Origin of the sequence: Methylobacterium sp. E-041, from assembly GCF_022829665.1 — a bacterium.
Lineage (GTDB): Bacteria > Pseudomonadota > Alphaproteobacteria > Rhizobiales > Beijerinckiaceae > Methylobacterium.
In genome coordinates this window covers 181,690-198,640 of record NZ_JAKSYQ010000285.1, presented here as the reverse complement: position 1 = coordinate 198,640, position 16,951 = coordinate 181,690, and the positions used below count along the sequence as shown (strand labels likewise).

The following is a 16,951-nucleotide window of genomic DNA, read 5'->3' as shown; positions in this document are numbered from 1 at the left end:
GACATGTCCCAGAACGTCTCCGCCCTTCTCTACATCGTCTCGGGCGTCCTGTTCATCATGGCGCTGCGGGGGCTCTCGCACCCGACGACGTCGCGGCAGGGCAACCTCTACGGCATGATCGGCATGGCGCTCGCCGTGCTCACCACCCTGGTCGGCCATCCGCCGGCCGGCGCGGCCGCCTGGCTCCTCGTCTTCCTCGGGCTCGCCATCGGCGGCGGCGCGGGTGCGGTCATCGCCAAGCGCGTGCCGATGACGGCGATGCCGCAGCTCGTGGCGGCCTTCCACTCGCTCGTCGGCCTCGCCGCCGTCGCGGGCGCGGCGGCGACCCTCTACGCGCCGCAGGCGGTGGGCATCCTCGAGAACGGCCACATCCACAAGGAGTCGCTGTTCGAGATGGCGCTCGGCGCGGCGATCGGCGCGATCACCTTCACCGGCTCGGTCATCGCCTTCGCCAAGCTCGACGGGCGCATGTCCGGCAAGCCGATCATGCTGCCGAGCCGCCACCTCATCAACATCGGCCTCGCGGTGGCGCTGGTCGTGCTGATCGCGGTGTTCATCGGCGGCGAGAGCAAGGTCGTGTTCTGGCTGATCGTGCTGCTGTCGTTCGCGCTCGGCGGCCTGCTCATCATCCCGATCGGCGGCGCCGACATGCCCGTCGTCGTCTCGATGCTGAACTCGTACTCGGGCTGGGCCGCGGCCGGCATCGGCTTCACGCTCGGCAACCTCGCGCTGATCATCACCGGCGCGCTGGTCGGCTCCTCGGGCGCGATCCTGTCCTACATCATGTGCCACGCGATGAACCGCTCGTTCATCTCGGTGATCCTCGGCGGCTTCGGCGGCGACGCGGCTGCGGCCGGCGGCGGCGAGGTCGAGACCCGGCCGGTCAAGCAGGGCTCGTCGGACGACGCGGCCTACATCATGAAGAACGCCGAGCGGGTCATCATCGTGCCGGGCTACGGCATGGCGGTGGCGCAGGCCCAGCACTCGCTCCGCGAGATGGCCGACCTGCTCAAGAAGGAGGGCGTCGACGTGAAGTACGCCATCCATCCCGTCGCCGGCCGCATGCCCGGCCACATGAACGTGCTGCTCGCCGAAGCCAACGTCCCCTACGACGAGGTGTTCGAGCTGGAGGACATCAACGGCGAGTTCCCGCAGGCCGACGTGGCCTTCGTGATCGGCGCCAACGACGTCACCAACCCGGCCGCCAAGACCGACAAGACCTCGCCGATCTACGGCATGCCGATCCTCGACGTGGAGCGGGCCAAGACCGTGCTGTTCATCAAGCGCGGCATGGGCTCGGGCTACGCCGGCGTCGAGAACGAGGTGTTCTTCCGCGACAACACGATGATGCTGTTCGGCGACGCCAAGAAGGTCGTCGACCAGATCCTCAAGAACCTCTGATCTGGGCTTCCCGGGGTCGGGGTCGAAGGGCGGGCAGCGATGCCCGCCCTTTTTGCGTCGCGCAGCCCCCGCGTCCTCGGCTGCGGCCCGCGGGAATGGCGCCGGAGCGTCTTCAAGCGAGGCGGATCCCGGCTCGCGTGAAGAAAACGCGCGCTCTCAGCGCGATGGAGCATCGTCCGTGATCCCTGGATCACGGATGATGCTCCAGGCATGACAGACGTCGAGCGGGGCCCTACAACGCGCAACGCCGACCGCCGATCCGGCGCGATGGATCTCCAACCCGGGGCTGGCATGTCGCCCGAGACTTCCGATCCCGATCGACTGGCCGAGTTGGAAGCGTTCGCCGTCCTCGACACGGCACCCGAGGAAGCCTTCGACGACGCGGTGCAGATCGCCCGCACGATCTGCCTCGCCCCCGTGGCCCTGGTCAGCCTCGTCGCCGCCGACCGGCAGTGGTTCAAGGCCCGCGTCGGCTTCCCGCGCTGCGAGACCGACCTGAACGCGTCGGTCTGCAAGTACGCGCTCGGCGAGCCCGATCTCCTCGTCATCCCCGACCTGACGCTGGACCCGCGCACCCGCGACAACCCGCTGGTGACCGGCGATCCGCGGATCCGCTTCTATGCCGGGGCGCCGCTGCGCACGACGAGCGGCAGGGCGCTGGGCAGCCTCTGCGTGATCGACAACGTGCCCCGGCCCGACGGCCTCACCGAGGAGCAGGCGGACGCGCTGCGGCGGCTCGCGCGGCAGATCATGATCCTGATGCGCGAGCGGCGCCAGCTGGTCCGCCTGCGGGCGGAGGAGCGCCTGACCCGCGCCGCCTCGATCCGCCGGGCGGCCCTGATCGAGCTCGGCGACCACCTGCGCGACGTGGCCTCGGTGGCGGCGATGACCGCCAAGGCGGCGGAGATCGTCGGGCGGACGCTCGACGCGAGCCGGGCCGGCTACGGCGAGATCGACGCCAGCGGGGCGCAGGTCACCGTCCTCGAGGACTGGACCGCGTCCGGCGCCGGCAGCCTCGCCGGGACCCATCGCTTCGCCGATTTCGGCCGGCTGGGCGCCTCGATCGAGCGCGGCGACGCCCTCGTCGTCCGCGCGGTCGCGGACGATCCGCGCACCGCCGCGTTCGCGGCTCCGTTCGCGGCGCTCGCCATCGGCGCGATGCTCGACGTGCCGGTGCGGGAGCGCGGGCGCACGGTGGGGCTGTTCTTCGTCCACGCCGCCGCGCCGCGCGACTGGCTGCCGGAGGAGATCGCCTTCGCCCGCAACGTCGCGGACCGGGTCCAGGTCGGCATCGGCCGCCTGCGGGCCGAGGAGCAGCAGGCGGTGCTCAACCGCGAGCTCAGCCACCGCATGAAGAACACGCTGGCGATGGTGCAGGCCATCGCGATGCAGACCATGCGCAACGCCACCGACCTCGAAGCCGCCCGCGACGCCCTCGCCAACCGGCTGATCGCGCTCGGCAAGGCCCACGACATCCTGCTCGACGGCACCCGCGAGAGCGCCAGCCTGGAGAAGGTCGTCCACGGCGCGCTGACGATCCACGACGACGCCCAGGCGGGCCGCCTGCGGCTGTTCGGGCCGCACGTTCAGGTCGGCTCCAAGGCCGCCCTGTCGCTGTCGCTGATGATCCACGAGCTGGCGACGAACGCCGCCAAGTACGGCGCCCTCTCGACGCCCGCGGGCTTCGTGGTGGTCGACTGGTCGATCGACCCGGAGGGCCGCGAGCCGATGGTCCGGCTGCGCTGGGCCGAGAGCGGCGGGCCGCGGGTCGCGCACCCGACCCGGATGGGGTTCGGCAGCCGCCTGATCGAGCGCGGCCTCGCCGGGGCGATCGGCGGCGAGGTCCGCCTGACCTACCCGCCCGACGGCGTGCTGTGCGAGCTGGCCGTGCCCCTGGCCGGGATGGAGGCCGACGAGTAGCGCCGACGCCCGCACGCGGACCGGGATTTGGCCGCCGTTGCGGTCTATGGTGCGCCCCGTGTCAGTCCTGCTTCCAGAGTCCCGCGCCTTCCTCGGCGTCACCCGGTCCATCCTCGGGCGGCCGTGGCGGGAGCGCTGCGCCGACCCGGCCGCGCAGGCCTACGCCGCGACCATGGTCCAGGCCCATGGCCTGCCGGACCTGCTCGCCCGCGTGCTTGCCGGGCGCGGCGTCCGGCCGGACGGGTCGGAGGCCTACCTGCGCCCGCGCCTGCGCGACCTGATGCCCGACCCCGCCTGCCTCGTCGACATGGAAGCCGCCGCCGATCGCCTCGCGCGGGCGGTGCGGCAGGGCGAGAGCGTCGCGGTGTTCGGCGATTACGACGTCGACGGCGCCGCGAGCGCGGCCCTGCTGGCCGGATACCTGCGCGCGCTCGGCGTGCCGACCCGCATCCACATCCCCGACCGGATCACCGAGGGCTACGGCCCGAACACCGCCGCGGTCGCCGCGCTGGCGGGGGAGGGGGCGACCCTGCTGGTCTGCGTCGATTGCGGCACCAGCGGGCACGGGCCCCTGGCGGAGGCGGCGCGGATCGGCCTCGACGTGCTCGTCCTCGACCACCACGGCGCCCCCGAGCTGCTGCCGCCGGTGCGCGCGCTGGTGAACCCGAACCGCCTCGACGACCTGTCGGGCCTCGGCCATCTCTGCGCCGCGGGCGTCGTGTTCCTGACGCTGGTGGCCCTGGCCCGGACGCTGCGGGCGGAGGGGGCCTTCGCCGCGCGCCCCGAGCCGTCGCTGACCGACGCCCTCGACCTGGTGGCGCTGGCCACCGTCGCCGACGTGGTGCCGCTGACCGGCCTCAACCGCGCCTTCGTGGTCCAGGGGCTGACCGTGATGCGTGCCCGCGGCCGCCACGGCCTCGCGGCGCTCCTCGATGCCGCCGCCCTCGACGGGCCGCCGGAGGCGTGGCACCTCGGCTATCTCCTCGGCCCCCGCATCAACGCCGGCGGGCGCATCGGCGACGCGGGTCTGGGCGCGCGCCTGCTCACCACCGACGACCCCGCCGAGGCCGCCCGCATCGCGGTCGAGCTCGACCGCCTGAATCGCGAGCGCCAGGCGATCGAGGCGCAGGCCGTGGCGGAGGCCGAGGCCGAGATGGACCACGCCCTCGGCCGCGACCCCGATCGCCCGGTGCTGGTCGCGGGCAGCGCCGAATGGCATCCGGGCATCGTCGGGCTGATCGCGGCGCGGCTCAAGGAGCGCTTCGGCCGGCCGGCCTTCGCCTTCGCCCTGCGGCCGGACGGGACGGCCACCGGCTCGGGGCGCTCGATCGCCGGCGCCGACCTCGGCCACGCCGTCCGCGCCGCCGTCGCGGCGGGTCTCGCGACGAAGGGCGGCGGCCACGCCATGGCCGCGGGCGTGACTCTCGCCGGCCCCGACCTGACGCGCTTTGCCGCCTTCCTCGCCGCGGACCTGGCGGACGCGGTGGCGCACGCGCGCGCGGTCGAGGCGCTGCTCGTCGACGGCACGGTCAGCGCCGGCGGCGCCACGGCCGAGACCGTCCGCCTGATCCAGCGCGCCGGCCCGTTCGGGCAGGGGGCGCCGGAGCCGGTCTTCGCCCTGCCGCGCCACCGCATCGTCGATGCCGGCCTCGTCGGCCACGGCCATGTCCGTGCGCGCCTGCGCAGCCGCGACGGGCAGGCGGTCGGCGCGATCAGCTTCCGCAGCGCGCAATCGCCGCTCGGGCAGGCGATCCTGGCGGGCATCGGCTCGGAGTTCCACGTCGCCGGCACACTCGCCTGCGACCGCTGGCGCGGGGCCGAGCGCGCGCAGGTCCGCATCTGCGACCTGAGCCCCGCCGCGTGATCGCCGCCGCCCCGCGCGATGCCGGTCCGTCCGCTCTCGCGACATCGTTAACGCGGCGTGGAGGCGCGCGGCCCTAAACTGCGTGCATGCGCTCCTTCCTCTCCGCCGTCGCCCTTCTCCTCGCCGCAGCGCCGGCGCTCGCCGGCGGGGCCGAGGAATTCTTCATGGGCCGCCCGCCCTCGGCCGGCGTGGTGCAGGGCGGCGTCTTCGGGGCGGGCGGCTCGGACTACCTCGGCGAGATGCGCGACGAGCGGTTCGCGGCACCGCGCGCGGTGCGGCCCGCCCGGAGCGCCCGCCGCGTCGTGCACGCCGCGCGCGTCCGGCCCGGCGATGCGTCGCCGGTCGTCGCACGGCCCTACTTCAAGCCCTGACACGGTTCTCGCGCGATCGAAGGGAGGCCGGATCCGGCAAGCCCGCGAAGCCCGGATCCGCCCTCCCGAAGCCACCCGCCGGATCGTCGTGACGCGATCGTCCCGATCCGGCCCAGCGTTTCATCCGCCGTGCCGCGTGGAGCCCATCACGTCGTGAGGGTCAGGGGCGATCCATATAAGCTTGACGCAAGATCAGACCGTGCCGAACCGGCGGCCTGTATTGCTGGAAGGCGTCTTCTATCCTCATGACGTTGCGTTTCGTTGCCGTCGCGGCCGCTCTCGTCATCGACGTTTCCGCCCCCGTCTCGTCCGCGCGCGCGTTCAGCTACGAGGCCCCCGTCGACCGCTTCGCGCCGCCGTCCCCCTCTGACGACCTGGCCACGGGTTCGGTCGGGATCGGCGTCGACGGCACGCCGCGCACCGGCGGGTGCGTGCCGAGCTCGGCGAGCGAGGGCGACGCCAACCGGCAGACCCGGCCGGTGATGCAGTACGGCCAGACCAGCGGCGGCAGCCGTTGCTGAGCGGGAAGCGGACCGGGATCGAGACCATGACGCTGTTCGACGACGCGATGATCGGCGCCTTCGTCTGCGGCCTCGTCGTCACCGCCTACGGCTCCGTCAGCGTTCCGATCGCGCTCTGACGGACGGCGCCCATCGTTCTCGCGAGCCGAAGAGGACGCGGTCCCCCTCTCCTCAGCGGGAGAGGGGCCGCGCTGAGCTTCGACGATGCATCCGCGCCCTCGGCCGGGACGCCGCGGCGCGCCGCCGGCTGCCGCCGCCCGAAGTCCAGACCGTCAGGTTTCGAACATTGGAATGTAACCAGATGTATCAAGGTTGCGAAAACATACAAATTGACAAAGTCGCCAGCTTGACCATAAGATGATGTCGCGGCCTATGGTGATGAATTCTAGGTGAATGTCTTTTTCAGACTTGATTAAACCGCCCGGCCCTAGCACCCGTAGCCACGGCGACGGACCTGGCGTCCGCGACGCACCGGAGGCCTGAGGGCCGCGCCCGGTCGTTCGCAGGCGGTCGGGTCGCGAGGCGTCGCCCCGCTTTGCCAGGACGGCCGACGATGCACGACATCTCCGACGAACGCGGTGCCGACGACGCGATCGGGCGCGTGGCCGGCGATGCCGTGCCGACGCCCGAGCGGCGGCCGCGCGGCGGCGACCGGCGGCTCGATCCGGAGACGCGGCGCCGGATCGGGCGCAGCCTGCGGGTGCTCTATGCGGGCCTGCTCGCCCAGCCGATCCCCGAGCGGTTCGAGGCGCTCGTCGCGGAATTCGCCGCCCGGTCGGAAAAGGAATCCGCGCGATGATCCAGGCCTGTGCCCCCGTCGGAACGCCCGCCGGCGCCGACGCCGAGATGCGCGACCTCCTGCTCGGCGCGATCCCGGCGCTGCGCGCCTTCGCCTTCTCGCTGACCTACGATTTCGACCGCACCGACGACCTCGTGCAGGACACGCTGATGCGGGCCTGGACCAAGGCCGAGAGCTTCCGCCGCGGCACCAACCTCACGGCGTGGCTGTTCACGATCCTGCGCAACCTGTTCTATTCCGAGCAGCGCAAGCGCAAGCGCGAGATCGAGGATGCCGACGGCGGCCATGCCGGGCGGCTGACCAGCCTGCCCGAGCAGGAGGTCCGCGTGGAGATGCGCGCGTTCCAGAGCGCGCTGAACCTGCTGCCGCTGGCCCAGCGCGAGGCGCTGGTTCTCGTCGGCGCGCAGAGCTTCACCTACGAGGAGGCGGCCGAGATCTGCGGGGTCGCCGTCGGCACGATCAAGAGCCGGGTCAGCCGCGCGCGCGGGCGGCTGATCGAGAGCCTCGGCATGGACGACGCCGGCGACGTCGGCACCGACGCCCGCACCCGCGCCGCCCTCGACGCCCGCTGATCGCCGCCCCGGATCGGGGAGGGTGCATGACGTCGCGGCATGTTCGCTGAGGTTCAAGTTATCGTTGAGGTTTCGGGAATATAATTCTCGGGCAGGACCATAATCGAAACGAAGGCTTTACGGATCTGCAAGACATCGCATCGTAGACCCTCCCCTTGGGAGCTCTGCGATGCGATGGAAGCTCGGCGGCGGTATCGCCGCAATTGTGATGCTCGGTGCGGTTTGCGGTCCGGCCGCGAGCGGACCGGCGGCGCAGCGGGCCGCCGGGCGCGAGGCCTATGCCCCGCCTTCCGCGATCCCGTTCCCGGAGACCAATCCCTACGCCCAGGCCAAGGCGGAACTCGGCCGAAAGCTGTTCTTCGATCCGATCCTGTCGGCCGACCGCGACCGGGCCTGCGTGACCTGCCACCTGCCCGACCTCGCCTGGGCGGACGGGCGCAAGCGCGCGCCGGCCCGCAACGATTCCGACATGGACCTGCGGACGCCGAGCCTGCTCAACATCGCCTGGCAGGAGGGCCGCCTCGGCTGGGACGGCAAGTTCCGCGACCTCGAGAGCGTCGCCTTCGTCCCGATCAGCGCGCCCGGCAACATGGGCCTGCCCGCCGACGACGCGGTGGCGCGCCTGTCGGCGGATGCCGCCTATGCCGCCGCCTTCGCCGAGGCCTTCGCCGATCCCGGCGTCACCAAGGACCGGATCGAGGCGGCGCTCGCCACCTTCCAGCGCCTGATCGTGTCCGGCGTGAGCCCGTTCGACCGCTGGATCGCGGGCGACGAGACGGCGATCCCGGTCGCCGCCAAGCGCGGCTTCGACCTGTTCAACGGCCGCGCGAACTGCGCCGCCTGCCATGGCGGCTGGGCCTTCACCGACGGCTCGTTCCACGACATCGGCACGGCGACCGGCGCGGATCTCGGACGCGGGCGCTTCGTGCCGAGCTCGGAGGCCCTGCGCTACGCCTTCAAGACCCCCGGCCTGCGCGAGGTAGCCGGCCGCGGCGCCTACATGCACGACGGATCGATCGCGACGCTGGAGGCGGTGATCGATCTCTACGACCGCGGCGGCATCGCACGCCCGAGCCGCTCGCCGGAGATCCGCCCGCTGAACCTCACGAGCGCGGAGAAGGCCGACCTGCTGGCCTTCCTGCAGACGCTCACCGCGCCGGCCGGGAACGACCGCGCCCTCGCGGACCTGACCGGCGACGCGCCGAAGCCGTAACCGGGCCGGACGGCGGGCGCGGCCCCGGATGCGTCCGCGGCGGCGTCGCCGGCAGCATCGTCGCGCGCCCCTCGATCCACCTGGCTCGGGAATGCCCTAGCGGAACAGCGGCAGCCCAGCGCCGAGCAGGGCGAGGCCGGTCACCAGAAGCACGCCGCCGCAGGATTCGAAGGTGGCGGCGCGCAGGCCCGCACGCGGCGCGAAGCCGGCCAGCCCGATCCCGGCACCGAGGCTCGCGAGACTTGCCAAGCCGATCATCCGCAATCCCCCCACGCTTGGTCCGGCCGGCGATCTCGGGTTCCGGCCGCGCCAGGATCGCCGGCCAACACTGAGCGAAGTCTTGCGCGGCCGTCCGAAGAGCTGGGAATCCGCGTCCATGCTGAATGGCGCGTTGCCCGGCACGGCGCCCTAGACGGGATTCGCTTTCAGCCGATTTTACCCGGCACCCACAGCGTTAACCTTTTCGACACGGACGTTAACAAACCCTTGGCAAAATCCGGCGGCTTAGTTCTAAATGCATCGGTAAGCACTGTTCTGACCCGTTGTGACGAGGCTTCGATGCGGACCTTTGAGTGGCGTTGCTCTTCTCCGTTTCTTGCCGGCGCCCTAGCCCTTCCCGCGACCCTGCTCGCCAGCAGCGAGGCCAGCGCCCATGTGAAGTGGTTCTGCGCCTACGACGTCGCCGGCCAGCCCCGCGGCCTCGAGCAGGTGCTCTGCCTCGACTTCGAGTGGCTCGTCGGCCTGTCGGTCCTGTGCCTGATGTTCGGGTGCCTCGCCGAGGGCACCCCGCTCGGCACCGCCCTGCTCAACGCCCTGGACCGGGTCACCGCGCGGCTGCGCACCGACACCGAATTGCTGGTGCGGGCGACGCTGGGCTTCTTCTTCGTCTCGCTCTGGACGCTCGGCGGCATCATCCTCACCCCCGAGCTCAAGACCGACGCGGCCTGGATCCCGTGGTTCCAGCTCGCGCTTGCGGCCTGCCTGATCTGGCACCGCACCCTGCCGCTGGCCGGCGCCGGCATCGTTGTGCTGTTCGGCTACGCGACCTGGAGCTACGGCGCGTTCCATCTGGCCGACTACCCGGTTTTCCTCGGCGTCGCCGCCTACCTGATCCTCACCGGCCTCGACCGCACCCTCTACGGCATCCGCCCCATCGACGTGGTCCGCGCCGCCGCCGCCGTCACCCTGATGTGGGCCTCGGTCGAGAAGTGGGCCTACCCGGAATGGACCGCGCCGCTCCTGGCCGCCAAGCCCGAGATGACCTTCGGCGCCTCGCCCGAGCTGTTCATGAAGGCCGCCGGCGTCGTCGAGTTCACCCTGGCCTTCGCCCTGATCTGGACGCCCCTGGTGCGCCGCACCGCCGCGATCATCCTGGCCGCGATCTTCGTCTCCGCCGTGTTCGAGTTCGGCAAGGTCGATGCGATCGGCCATTCCGGGATCATCGTGGTGCTGATCGGCATCGCCGCCGACGACGCCCGCAGCGCCGTCCGCCGCCGCGACGTGGCGCTGGCCCCGGCCTACTACGCGGTGGCGCTCACCGGCTTCCTCACGCTCTACTACGTCGGCCATGCGGCGATGTACGGCGCGCTGTTCTCGGCGCCCGTGATCTGATCTGATCGACGCGGAAGACGGGCGGGCGGCCTCCGAGAGGGGGCCGCTTTCGCATGTCCGGTGTTCGGACGGGTCGAAGGCGCGGAGGATCGGTGTGCGGTGGGGGAGGGCGGGCATGGCGCTGGCTCTGGGCGGGCTCGCGCTCGCCGGCGCCGTGCTGGTGGCGCGCGGGCCGGAGCCCGGGGGCATCGAGGACGTGTGGCTGCTGTTCGGCGCGCCCGACCGCGGCGCGGTGGACCTGCCGACCGTCTCGCGAAGCGCGGGCGACGCGCTCGCCTGCCCGCCCGGCCAGTGCCGCGCGGTCTCGGATCGCGTGCCGCCGGTGCTGCCGGTGCCGGGCGAGCGGCTGCGCGCCATCGTCGCCGCGGTGGCGGCCGAGGAGCCGCGCACCGAGCTGGCCTTCCAGGCCCGCTGGGCCGAGGAGGACCGCTACGTCGTCCGCTCGGAATGGCTGCGGCTGCCCGACACGGTCGCCGTCGCGATTCTCGGCGCCGGCGAGGGCCGATCGACCCTGGCCCTGTACGCCCGCCCGCAAATCGGGTTGCTCGATGCCGGCGGCAACCGGGCCCGCCTGGAGCGCTGGCTCGACCGGATCGAGGGTTTGGCGCGGGCCGAGGCCGTGCGGTGACGCGGACGTCTCAGCGCGCGGCAAGCAGCGGCCCGAACACGTCGATCACCCCGTTGATGGTGATCTGGGTGCCGACGCAGAGCAGCAGGAACGCGAACAGCCGACCGAGTACCCGCGCCCCGATCGGCCCGAGCAGGCTCACCACCCGGTCGGCCGAGGCGTAGATCAGCGCCACCGTCGCGGCGACGCCGAGCGCGGCCAGCGACACGCCGACGTAGAAGCCGAGCCGGTCGGCCATCACGGCCGGACGGTTCGAGCCGAGGGTGATCGCCACCGCGATGGTGCCCGGGCCGGTGGTGAAGGGCAGGGTCAGCGGGAAGAACGCGATCTCGGACAGGGGATCGACCGATCTCTGCCCATCCGCCGGCGGCTGGGCTGGAGCGGCGGCCGCCGCCGCTCGGGGCGCGGTCGGCGCCGCCGCTTGGCTTCCGGCTTGCGCTGCCGCTTGGGTCGCTCCTTGTCCCGTCGTCGAGGAGACCTCGGCCTGCTTGCGCGCCTCGCGGGCCTCCGGCCGGTTCAGCAGCCCCCAGGCGGAGGCGCCGACGACGAGCCCGCCCGCGATGCGGAGCGCGCCGAGCGACACGCCGAAGAAGTTGAGGATCGGCGCGCCGGCCCACAGCGCCGCCAGCATGATCAGCAGCGCGTATCCGCCGATCCGGCCGGCGAGCCAGACCCGGTCGTCGTGGCTGTGCCCCGCCGTCACCTGCGCGAAGATCAGCGCCCCGCCGAGCGGGTTGACGATCGAGAACAGGCTCGAGAGCGCGAGCAGGAACTGCTGGATGGCCGCTTCGACGCTCATGGTGTCTTCGCGATCTCCGTCGAGACGGGGTTGGGCCGGGCCGCCGGCGTCGGCGTGCGAAGCGTCGGGCTTAACCCGGCGCGGGCGCCGGCACGAGCACCCGCGCGGGCGCGAGGCGGCGGGCGCGGTGGACCTGCTGCACGGTGATCGGCCGGTAGAGCTGCTTGGTGGCGTGCACCACGTGGAGGCCGGCGAAGGGGAGCGAGAGGCCCGTCCCGACCCGCTCCCAGGCGGCGGCGGTCTGCAGCATCACCCGCGAGCGCAGCGGCGGCATGTAGAGCGTCTCGGCCCAGTCCTCCGGCGAGAACAGCGTGTCGCGCATCAGCCGGCTCAGCTGCGAGCGGCTGTAGGGCTGGCCGTGCCCGAACGGCGTCGCGTCGCGCCGCGCCCAGACCCCGCGCCGGTTCGGCACGACGAGGATCATCCGCCCCCCCGGCGTCAGCGTGCGCCAGACCTCCCGGAGCAGTTCCGTCGGGCTCTCCACCGCCTCGAGCGCATGCACCAGGATCACCCGGTCGATCGCCGCATCCGGCAGCGGCATCATCGTCGGGTCGGCGAGCGCCGAGCACGAGCGGCCGGCGCCGGGCCAGTTCACCACCCCTTGCGTCGCCGGCATGAAGGCCAGCGTCCGCTCGGCGATGCAGTGGACCGGGCTCAGATAAGGCACCGCGTAGCCGAGCCCGAGCACGCGCAGGCCGGAGACCGAGCCGAGGAAGCCGTGCAGGGTGCGGGCGACGATCCGGTGCGTCGTGACGCCCAGCGGCGTGGCGTAGAAGGCCCGCAGGTCGGTGACGTCGAGGCGCATGGGTCGGAGCTGGAGCGGCGTCGGGGAAGGCCGGCGTCCCGGCCCGATGGCGATTCAATGGGGCCGGGCACCCGCCGCGACAAGGCGCAGGCGGCGACTTGCAGGGCGACGCGCCGGGGAACCCCCCGGTTTCCGCATCCGTTCCCGCCCGATACGGCCGGACCGGCCGCGAGCCCGGAGACGCGTTCATGGCCACGGCCCCCGAGATCCGCACCTTCCTGTGCCGCAGCGACAACATCGGCGTGCTCATCCGCGACCCCGCCACCGGCGCCTGCGCGGCGATCGACGTGCCGGAGGCGGCGCCGGTCCTGGCGATGCTGACGCAGACCGGCTGGCGGCTCACCGACATCCTGGTCACCCATCGCCACGGCGACCACATCGCGGGCATCCCCGAGGTCAAGCGCGCGACCGGCGCCCGCGTCACCGCCCCGGCCAAGGCCGGCCCGGCGGTCCCCGACGTGGACCGCACCGTGTCGGAGGGCGACACCGTCCGGGTCGGCGACCTCTCGGCCGAGGTGTGGGAGACGCCGGGGCATTGCGCCGACCACGTCACCTACTGGTTCGCCGAGCCGGGAATCGTGTTCTCCGGCGACACCCTGTTCACCCTCGGCTGCGGCCGGGTGATGGAAAGCCCGCCCGAGACCCTGTGGCGGTCGCTCGAGCGGTTCCTGCCGCTGCCGGATGCGACACAAGTGTACAGCGGGCACAATTACGTGCTGTCGAACGCCCGCTTCGCGGTCGCAGCAGAGCCCGGCAACGCGGATCTGCACGGCCGCCTGCGCGAAGCGGAAGAGCTAAAATCCTCCGGCCGCTTCCTGGTTCCCTCTACGATGGCGGTGGAACGGGCGACCAACCCGTTCCTGCGAAGCGGCCTGCCGGCACTGAAGACGGCGGTGGGACTCGACGAAGCTGCTGACCCGGCAACGGTTTTTGTTGCACTGCGAGAATGGAAGAACCGCTTCTGACGCACAGGTTTTCAAGGAAATTTTGTTGCCTTCTCAAAGAGAAGTGAACATAGGACATTCGACAGGCGCTAAACCGTCTGATCGATAGGCTCCCGGAGGGAGGCTCGACGTCAACGGAAGCGTGTTCCCGCTTCTTTCGGTCAGATGGGGGTCCGTCTCGCCTTACCACCTCTCGTCCTCACGCCTCCCGCTTCCCTTCCTTCAACCGGATCCCGAGCCGCGTTCCGAAGAGCCCGCCGCCAAAGCGACGGCGACGGGACGGTCCCCGTCCGATGCGGACCGTCCGGCCCGCGCCCCCGCGGCCGCCCGATCCCGGGTGGCGCCGATCTCCGCCGACGTGCGGCTGCTCGGGATCGCCACCGAGCACCTGGCCCGGCTCGGCCCCAAGCGGGTCACCGTCGTCGCCGTCGCCGCCGAAGCCGGCATGACGCACGCCAACGTCTACCGCTACTTCCCCTCGAAGGACGCCCTGCTCGACGCCGTCGCCGGCCGCTGGCTGCGGGACATCGAGACCCGCCTGGCCGGCATCGCCGACGCGCCCGACCCGGCCGACGACAAGATCGAGCGGCTGCTGACCGCGCTCGCCGCCCTGCAGCGCGACGCGCTCCAGGACGAGCCGAACCTGTTCGCGGTCCATCTCGACGCCACGGTCGCCGCCAGGCCGATCGCCCGCCGCCACCGGGTCCGCCTGCGCAGCCTGGTCGAGCGGGTGATCGAGGAGGGGATGGCCACCGGCACCTTCTCGGCGCGCGACCGCGAGCGCGCCATCGCCTACATCTTCGATGCGAGCTACCGCTTCACCCATCCCCTGGCGATCCAGCACGACGCCGAGGTGCCGCGCGACCTGGTCGACGCCCGCTTCGGCGCGGTGATTCACGCGATCCAGCGGGTGCTGCGCGCGGGTATCCTCTGAGCGGAATGACAGGTTCAAAAAGTTGTCATAGCGCCGATCCCGAATTGGCAATATCCTCCTAAAGCCCTCGAAAAGCTTAGCTTTTCGAGGGCTTTGTTTTGCGCGCCGCACATCCGCCCTGGCCCGAACCCTGCTTGGGCGATCTGCGTCGGGTTGATGGGGCGGTGCTTTTCGGCCACACAGCCGCGCAGGAAAACCGGTCGCGTCGGGCGGCGCCTCGGACGGACTTTCGACCCCCGAGTCGTCGGCGCGCTCGCCTCACCCTTTCACGCTAAGCTGGAGACGTCTCGGACATGGCACGCAGCAAGATCGCGCTCATCGGCGCCGGCCAGATCGGCGGAACGCTGGCGCACCTCGCCGGTCTGAAGGAACTCGGCGACGTCGTGCTGTTCGACATCGTCGACGGCGTGCCGCAGGGCAAGGCGCTCGACATCGCCGAATCGGCCCCGGTCGACGGCTTCGACGCGAAGTATTCGGGTGCGAGCGACTATTCGGCGATCAAGGGCGCCGACGTGGTGATCGTCACCGCCGGCGTGCCGCGCAAGCCCGGCATGAGCCGCGACGACCTGATCGGGATCAACTTGAAGGTCATGGAGGCCGTCGGCACCGGCATCAAGGAGAACGCGCCGGACGCGTTCGTGATCTGCATCACCAACCCGCTCGACGCCATGGTCTGGGCGCTGCAGAAGTTCTCGGGCCTGCCGACCAACAAGGTCGTCGGCATGGCCGGCGTGCTCGACTCGGCCCGCTTCCGCCACTTCCTGGCCGAGGAGTTCAAGGTCTCGGTCGAGGACGTCACCGCCTTCGTGCTCGGCGGCCACGGCGACGACATGGTGCCGCTCACCCGCTACTCGACGGTCGCCGGCGTGCCGCTGACCGACTTGGTCAAGCTCGGCTGGACCACCCAGGAGAAGCTCGACGCCATGGTCGAGCGGACCCGCAAGGGCGGCGGCGAGATCGTCAACCTGCTCAAGACCGGCTCGGCCTTCTACGCGCCGGCGGCCTCCGCCATCGCGATGGCCGAGAGCTACCTCAAGGACAAGAAGCGGGTCCTGCCCTGCGCCGCCTACCTCGACGGCCAGTACGGCATCTCTGGCATGTATGTCGGCGTGCCCGTCGTGATCGGCGAGAACGGCGTCGAGCGCGTGCTCGAGGTGACCTTCGACGCGGCCGAGAAGGCGATGTTCGAGAAGTCGGTCGGCGCGGTGAACACGCTGATCGAGGCCTGCAAGGGCGTGAACCCGGCGCTCGCCTAAAAACATTGGGCGAATAGCGAATAGGGGCTAGCGAAGACAGAGCCACGTGCTCTCTGCTGCCCCGGCTCGCTATTCGCAATTCGCCACTCCCTATTCGCCTGCGGAGCGCACATGAACATCCATGAATACCAAGCCAAGGCGGTGCTGAAGGAGTTCGGCCTGCCCGTCTCCAAGGGCGTCGCGATCTTCAGGCCCGAGGAGGCGGAAGCCGCCGCGCGCGAGCTCGGCGGCCCGGTCTGGGTGGTGAAGTCGCAGATCCACGCGGGCGGGCGCGGCAAGGGCACCTTCAAGGGCGCGCCGGCCGGCGCCAAGGGCGGCGTGCGCGTCACCAAGTCGATCGACGAGGTGAAGCAGTTCGCCGGCGAGATGCTCGGCCAGACGCTGGTCACGATCCAGACCGGCGAGGCCGGCAAGCAGGTCAACCGGCTCTACATCGAGGAAGGCGCACAGATCGCCGCCGAGTTCTACCTGTCGATGCTGGTCGACCGCGAGACCGGGCAGGTCGCCTTCGTCGTCTCGACCGAGGGCGGCATGGACATCGAGACGGTGGCCCACGACACCCCCGAGAAGATCGTCACCTTCTCGGTCGACCCGGCCACCGGCATCATGCCTCATCACGGCCGCGCCGTCGCCAAGGCGCTGGGGCTCGCCGGCCCGCAGGCGAAGGAAGCGGGCGAGCTCACCGCCAAGCTCTACGCGGCCTTCACGGCCAAGGACATGAGCATGCTCGAGATCAACCCGCTGGTGCTGACCGGCGACGGCCATCTCAAGTGCCTCGACGCCAAGATCTCGTTCGACTCGAACGCGCTCTACCGCCACCCCGACATCGTCGCGCTCCGCGACGAGACCGAGGAGGACGCCAAGGAGATCGAGGCCTCGAAGTACGACCTCGCCTACATCGCGCTCGACGGCACGATCGGCTGCATGGTCAACGGCGCCGGCCTCGCCATGGCGACGCTCGACATCATCAAGCTCTACGGCGAGGAGCCGGCGAACTTCCTCGACGTCGGCGGCGGCGCGACCGAGGAGAAGGTCACCGCGGCCTTCAAGATCATCACCGCCGACCCGCAGGTGAAGGGCATCCTCGTCAACATCTTCGGCGGGATCATGAAGTGCGATGTCATCGCCCGCGGCGTGATCGCGGCGGTGAAGACGGTGGGCCTGGAGGTGCCGCTCGTCGTGCGCCTCGAGGGCACCAACGTCGAGGAAGGCAAGGCGATCATCAGCGGCTCGGGGCTCAACGTGATCCCGGCCGACGATCTCGACGACGCCGCGCAGAAGATCGTCGCCGCCGTGAAGAAGGGCTGAAGCGT

The 16,951-nt window shown here is 71.4% G+C and carries 17 protein-coding genes; 14 read left to right on the top strand and 3 right to left on the bottom strand.

Features of this window, described 5'->3' with window-relative positions; genetic code table 11:
* Window positions 1-3: 3 nt before the first annotated feature.
* The 8 genes from MKK70_RS26610 (at window position 4) to MKK70_RS26575 (ending at window position 8,661) form a co-directional block, all read left to right on the top strand.
* A complete protein-coding gene (locus MKK70_RS26610; RefSeq protein ID WP_147726549.1) occupies window positions 4-1,401 on the top strand; it encodes an NAD(P)(+) transhydrogenase (Re/Si-specific) subunit beta in 1,398 nt (465 codons plus the stop codon).
* A gap of 267 nt (window positions 1,402-1,668) precedes the next feature.
* Window positions 1,669-3,321, top strand: a complete 1,653-nt coding sequence (locus tag MKK70_RS26605; RefSeq protein ID WP_243950900.1) for a sensor histidine kinase — start codon at window positions 1,669-1,671, stop codon at window positions 3,319-3,321.
* A gap of 46 nt (window positions 3,322-3,367) precedes the next feature.
* Entirely contained in the window at window positions 3,368-5,185 is a 1,818-nt protein-coding gene (gene recJ / locus MKK70_RS26600) for a single-stranded-DNA-specific exonuclease RecJ (RefSeq protein ID WP_409568329.1), read from the top strand.
* Between the two features lie 86 nt (window positions 5,186-5,271).
* Window positions 5,272-5,556 (top strand): hypothetical protein, encoded by a 285-nt coding sequence (locus MKK70_RS26595; RefSeq protein ID WP_243950898.1) that lies wholly within the window; start codon window positions 5,272-5,274, stop codon window positions 5,554-5,556.
* Between the two features lie 245 nt (window positions 5,557-5,801).
* Window positions 5,802-6,077: a hypothetical protein gene (locus tag MKK70_RS26590; protein WP_243950896.1), complete on the top strand. Its 276-nt coding sequence runs from the start codon at window positions 5,802-5,804 to the stop codon at window positions 6,075-6,077.
* Between the two features lie 553 nt (window positions 6,078-6,630).
* The gene (locus MKK70_RS26585) at window positions 6,631-6,876 is read left to right on the top strand and encodes a NepR family anti-sigma factor (RefSeq protein WP_243932787.1); all 246 of its coding nucleotides are present in this window, start codon (window positions 6,631-6,633) and stop codon (window positions 6,874-6,876) included.
* On the top strand, window positions 6,873-7,448 hold the full coding sequence (locus tag MKK70_RS26580; protein WP_147844126.1) for a sigma-70 family RNA polymerase sigma factor: 576 nt from the start codon (window positions 6,873-6,875) through the stop codon (window positions 7,446-7,448). The genes MKK70_RS26585 and MKK70_RS26580 overlap by 4 nt, the downstream gene beginning before the upstream one ends.
* Window positions 7,449-7,617: 169 nt before the next feature.
* Window positions 7,618-8,661, top strand: coding sequence for a cytochrome-c peroxidase (locus MKK70_RS26575; RefSeq protein WP_243950894.1), 1,044 nt, complete (start codon window positions 7,618-7,620; stop codon window positions 8,659-8,661).
* Between the two features lie 96 nt (window positions 8,662-8,757).
* Here the strand turns inward: MKK70_RS26575 and MKK70_RS26570 are convergent, their stop codons facing one another.
* Window positions 8,758-8,910, bottom strand: a complete 153-nt coding sequence (locus MKK70_RS26570; RefSeq protein ID WP_187274756.1) for a hypothetical protein — start codon at window positions 8,908-8,910, stop codon at window positions 8,758-8,760.
* Between the two features lie 309 nt (window positions 8,911-9,219).
* Between MKK70_RS26570 and MKK70_RS26565 the strand changes: the two genes are divergently transcribed.
* A complete protein-coding gene (locus tag MKK70_RS26565) occupies window positions 9,220-10,272 on the top strand; it encodes a hypothetical protein (protein WP_243950892.1) in 1,053 nt (350 codons plus the stop codon).
* A gap of 115 nt (window positions 10,273-10,387) precedes the next feature.
* Complete coding sequence (locus tag MKK70_RS26560) at window positions 10,388-10,900, top strand: hypothetical protein (RefSeq protein WP_243950890.1); 513 nt, start codon at window positions 10,388-10,390, stop codon at window positions 10,898-10,900.
* Window positions 10,901-10,910: 10 nt separating this feature from the next.
* On the opposite strand, the gene MKK70_RS26555 is transcribed toward MKK70_RS26560, so the two are convergent.
* Together MKK70_RS26555 and MKK70_RS26550 are read right to left on the bottom strand one after the other, a co-directional pair.
* Window positions 10,911-11,699 carry a MarC family protein gene (locus MKK70_RS26555; protein ID WP_243934646.1) on the bottom strand — a complete coding sequence of 263 codons (789 nt, stop codon included), beginning with the start codon at window positions 11,697-11,699 and terminating at the stop codon, window positions 10,911-10,913.
* A 70-nt stretch (window positions 11,700-11,769) separates the two neighbouring features.
* Window positions 11,770-12,504, bottom strand: a complete 735-nt coding sequence (locus MKK70_RS26550) for a class I SAM-dependent methyltransferase (protein ID WP_147727163.1) — start codon at window positions 12,502-12,504, stop codon at window positions 11,770-11,772.
* A gap of 188 nt (window positions 12,505-12,692) precedes the next feature.
* Here MKK70_RS26550 and gloB point away from each other — a divergent pair, with 188 nt between their 5' ends.
* The 4 genes from gloB to sucC all read left to right on the top strand — a co-directional run bounded on the left by gloB (window position 12,693) and on the right by sucC (window position 16,946).
* The gene (gene gloB / locus MKK70_RS26545; RefSeq protein WP_243950888.1) at window positions 12,693-13,469 is read left to right on the top strand and encodes a hydroxyacylglutathione hydrolase; all 777 of its coding nucleotides are present in this window, start codon (window positions 12,693-12,695) and stop codon (window positions 13,467-13,469) included.
* Between the two features lie 316 nt (window positions 13,470-13,785).
* A complete protein-coding gene (locus MKK70_RS26540) occupies window positions 13,786-14,382 on the top strand; it encodes a TetR family transcriptional regulator (protein ID WP_243932769.1) in 597 nt (198 codons plus the stop codon).
* A gap of 293 nt (window positions 14,383-14,675) precedes the next feature.
* Entirely contained in the window at window positions 14,676-15,638 is a 963-nt protein-coding gene (gene mdh, locus MKK70_RS26535; RefSeq protein WP_147727161.1) for a malate dehydrogenase, read from the top strand.
* Between the two features lie 111 nt (window positions 15,639-15,749).
* Window positions 15,750-16,946 (top strand): ADP-forming succinate--CoA ligase subunit beta, encoded by a 1,197-nt coding sequence (gene sucC, locus MKK70_RS26530; RefSeq protein WP_147727160.1) that lies wholly within the window; start codon window positions 15,750-15,752, stop codon window positions 16,944-16,946.
* Window positions 16,947-16,951: the final 5 nt, after the last annotated feature.